This is a genomic window from Niallia sp. Sow4_A1 (assembly GCF_052116745.1).
GTDB classification, from domain to species: Bacteria; Bacillota; Bacilli; order Bacillales; family Cytobacillaceae; genus Niallia; species Niallia hominis.
On sequence record NZ_JBQKKM010000100.1, the window covers coordinates 1 to 4,060 of the forward strand.

3 protein-coding genes and 1 pseudogene are annotated in these 4,060 nt (G+C 35.3%); 2 read left to right on the plus strand and 2 right to left on the minus strand.

Translation table 11 applies throughout. The features are described from left to right. The first annotated feature begins 658 nt into the window (after positions 1 to 658). Both ACTQ5K_RS25220 and ACTQ5K_RS25225 read left to right on the plus strand, forming a co-directional pair. Complete coding sequence (locus ACTQ5K_RS25220; RefSeq protein ID WP_031540291.1) at positions 659 to 1,315, plus strand: 5-bromo-4-chloroindolyl phosphate hydrolysis family protein; 657 nt, start codon at positions 659 to 661, stop codon at positions 1,313 to 1,315. After that, positions 1,312 to 2,448, plus strand: a complete 1,137-nt coding sequence (locus tag ACTQ5K_RS25225) for a toxic anion resistance protein (protein ID WP_441994440.1) — start codon at positions 1,312 to 1,314, stop codon at positions 2,446 to 2,448. Before ACTQ5K_RS25220 ends, ACTQ5K_RS25225 begins: the two co-directional genes overlap by 4 nt. A 553-nt stretch (positions 2,449 to 3,001) precedes the next feature. Here ACTQ5K_RS25225 and ACTQ5K_RS25230 read toward each other — a convergent pair. Continuing rightward, positions 3,002 to 3,460 (minus strand): transposase, encoded by a 459-nt coding sequence (locus tag ACTQ5K_RS25230; protein ID WP_202908336.1) that lies wholly within the window; start codon positions 3,458 to 3,460, stop codon positions 3,002 to 3,004. Further along, positions 3,442 to 3,897: pseudogene (locus ACTQ5K_RS25235) on the minus strand (IS110 family transposase); the annotation flags it as partial. The pseudogene ACTQ5K_RS25235 and the gene ACTQ5K_RS25230, both read right to left, overlap by 19 nt. Between the last annotated feature and the right edge of the window lie 163 nt (positions 3,898 to 4,060).

Genomic DNA, 4,060 nt, shown 5'->3' on the forward strand with positions numbered 1-4,060 from the left:
AAATATCGCTAAAATTCCGGCAACCACTTTATTATTTCTTAATAAGTCTAACATTTTACTCCATCTCCTTAAGATTAGTTATCTGATTATATTGTTCACTATTTCACATTTCTTTTTACAAGATCTTGTTTGTTTCTTACTACACTTATATAATATCACCATTTCCAACGTAATAAAGATGTTTGTGATGTAATTCACATTTAGTTCACAAAGTTATGTCTGATTGGTGAACTACCTTAATTAAGTATGGTCGGTATATTCGAATGGGATTAGACCACAGAAAAGCGCCAGTTTTCCAAACCTAGATACTGAATCTGCTTTTCGAGTCAAAGTATCTTTTGCCATCTCCGTAAATGTGAAAATTAATGTCAACATTTCTATTATTACATACCATGCCTAATGGAAATCAACGATATAAGTCTAGATTGATAGAATCAAAAGGATCAAATCATTTTTTTATGCTTTTCCACATAGATATAATGTAAGGGACAGTATAAGAAAATACGTCTTTAGTCGTAGACAATATTCCATTTAAAGTCTATAGCAAAAAATAGCCTGTTTACGTTAAAATAGAATTAAATAAAACGTACATTTTTGAAACAAATGTTGATTAGGAACGTATAAAAATTAAAGGATACAAAGGCAGGAGTCGATTATAGTGAACTCATTTTTAATGTTTTTAGTGCGAACAGGCATCTCTTTTCCTGTAGGTGCTTTAACATGGTTAATTAGTTATGTGGGATTTGATCAATATTTCTTCCTTTCCGTTGCATATGGGATAGCAGCAACCGCTGTTACTTATTTTATCTCTGATGGTGTAATCAAGCATCAGTCAATGGTAAGGCAAGGATTATCAAGAAAGGAATATAAATTTATCCAGACGCAATTAAAGGAAGCGAATGAGAAAATTAGTCGTTTAAATCGACACGTATTTGCCATTCGTCACTTTCCTTCCTTTAAACAAAGAATTGATTTAATGCGCGTCACAAAGAAAATCTATCGATTAACGAAGGAAGAGCCACGCCGTTTTTATAAAGCGGACAAATTTTATTATTCTCACTTGGATTCTTTAGTGGAGATTGCTGAAAAATATGCACTGTTATCAGCTCAACCCAAAAAGAACAGGGCATTACAGGCAACTTTAAATGATACAAGAAGAACATTAGAGCAGCTTTCCAGAACGCTAGAAGACGATCTTCATGAAATACTGTCAGATGATATCGATGATTTGCATTTTGAATTAGATGTAGTAAAGCATACTTCTTATAAGGAGAAAGACAAGGATTTGATAGATGAAAGCAGGCGGCCTAAATGACAGATGAACGAGAAATGAAAACTATTTCAAATGATTATTTCTCTGACCCTTTAGGAGAAAGCAATAATTTGTTGATGAAAAAAGGCGAAACAGCTGAAACTGTTCGCCTTATTGATGTTTTGCCACCAGAAAATCAGAAACGGGCATATGAACTGGCGGCTAAGCTTGATCCAACTAATCACCGAATTATGATTTCTTATGGAGCAGAAGCTCAGAAGAAATTGCTGTCTTTTTCTCACATGATGATTGAACACGTTCAGCGAAAAGATGTCGGAGAAGTAGGCGATGTTGTTGGCGAATTAATGGAAAGACTAAATGAAATAAATCCAGATGAATTACGGGTAGAGAAGAAAGGATTTTTTCGCAGATTATTTAGCAGGCCATCTAAAAGTGTTCAGGAGGTCTTTTCTAATTATCAGAAAGCGAGTGCGCAAATAGATCGCATGAGTGTCCGTCTTGAGCGCAGCAAAAATGTCCTGACTGCAGACATTCATCTATTAGAGCAATTGTATGAAAACAATAAAACATATTTCCAAGATTTGAATGTCTATATTGCGGCGGCGGAAATGAAGTATGAAGAAATGACAGAAAAGCTTATTCCTGAGAAAAAAAAGTTAGCGGAAGAATCAGGGGATCGGATGAAGTTACAAGAGGTAAATGATTTCATTCACTTTGCTGTATTACTCGAGAAGCGTATTTTCGATTTAAAAGTCAGCAGGGAAATTACCATACAAACAGCTCCACAAATCCGCTTGATTCAACATACGAATCGAACTGTGATTGATAAAATTCAGTCATCAATTATGACTGCGATTCCACTATGGAGAAATCAAGTTTCCATTGCTTTAACGCTTCTAAGACAGCGGTATGCAATGGAAACGCAAACGAGAATAAACACAAATAGGGTAGAATCAAATGTAAGAGAGATGGCAACAATCGCAAATGAAAATCAATCAGCAATGCAGGAAATAGAATCATTAAAAGAAACACAGCATAAATTGATGAATTCACTAGAAGAGACACTGCAAATCCAAGAAGAAGGCAAGCAAAAACGAAATCAAGCAGAGCAAGAGATTGTCCAAAGAGAAGGTAATTTAAAACAGTCATTAGATACGGCTAATAATAGGTATTAAAAAATTTGAATTTCTTCCGTTTCTGTGGAGAGAACATGAAATATAAAACTAGTAAAAAAGAGGCTGGGAAATAAGCATTTCAACCAACAACAAACACGAACTATAATGTAATTAAATTACAAAAAAGTTCGTGTTTGTTTTTTTAGAAAAAGGTTTAAAAACGAAGTGTAATGGAGCGGAAGACGCTCGACTCCTGCGGGAAATAGAGGAAAGGCTGAGACCCCGCAGCGCATGCGAGGAGGCTCAGCTTCCTCCCCGGCGCATCGTGCGTCTGTAGCGCAATGGAACGACTTAGTTTTTACACTTAACTATATTAAAAAACATTGATAACCATCATGAGAAAGTAGTTTTATTTAAGAGCTAAATTAAAGATTGTTCGTCTTTAAAGACTAGTTATTTAGTTTTGTCCCAGCCTCTTTCCTACGATTAGTCAAGTAGTTATTTAAAAAATATTTGAACTTGATAGTACTATTTTTGAGCATGTCAAATAACCTCAGCTATTCTATTAATTTTTTCAAACTGTGGTATTTTGTGGTATACTTTTTATGTGTTATTATTGGTCCTTAGAGACCGTGTACGAGTATTCGTACTTTGTATTGTTCCTGACCATGGAATAGATACATTTCAATAGCTTGTTCATGCAAGCAACAGTGGCAACCCTGTCCTTTTTGGCTTGAGGTTGCTTTTTTAATTTATAATAATAATCCACAATGTGATTGGGGGCAGCTTTTTGTTGGCGTATCATATTCTTAACGATAAGATATAAGACTTTTCTTCCTTTTGGATTTCCACGTTTATTGATATGGTCTTGACCTGCATATTTACCAGATTGATACCTTCTAATATCTATGCCGATAAAGGCGTTCACTTTTTTATGATTAGAAAAGCGTGACAGATCGCCTATCTCCCCAATAAGGAGTGCTGCGCTAATCTCCCCAATGCCAGGAAAGCTAGTAAGTAACTGGAATTCTGAAAGTTGTCGGGCCTTCATAATTAATTGTTCTGAAACCATTTTTTTTCCTCTAATAGATGAAGAAGTTGTCGTGCATAATATTGAACTTTTTGAGTTGGAACACTATCTGGTGAAACAGCTGGATAAGATTCTTGCGCGTATTCAATGAGTAACTTCGCCTTCTCCATAGCTCGATTTTCTGATATCTTCTTATGCGTAGTTTTCATCAATAAATTTTTGATCTTGGTTCTACTTGTCTGTAATACTAATTCAGGGTGTGGGAATAACTCTATTAGTGTTAAAGCATAAGGCGTTACTCTACTGGAAAAGAATCGTTCAAGCTCCGGAAAGCTTACTTGAAGTGCATGGTGCAAGTACATCCGTGTATGTTTTATTTGTCCTTCTATTTCTTGATAGAAGCGCGAAAGATCACGAAGTTCTGTATAAATTTCAGGTTGTTGTACTTTTTCTGATCGATCCACAAATGGATGAATTTGTGCTAATTTATGGGCATCATGTTTGTCTGTTTTCCAGCTTCTGAGTGTTCCCGTTCTAGTTGTTTTTTGGCTTCAAGAGGATTTAACAAGAAATAGGTTAAATTGTTTTTCTGACAAAAGGTCTCCACTGGCTTCGAATAGATACCAGTTGATTCAAAAACAA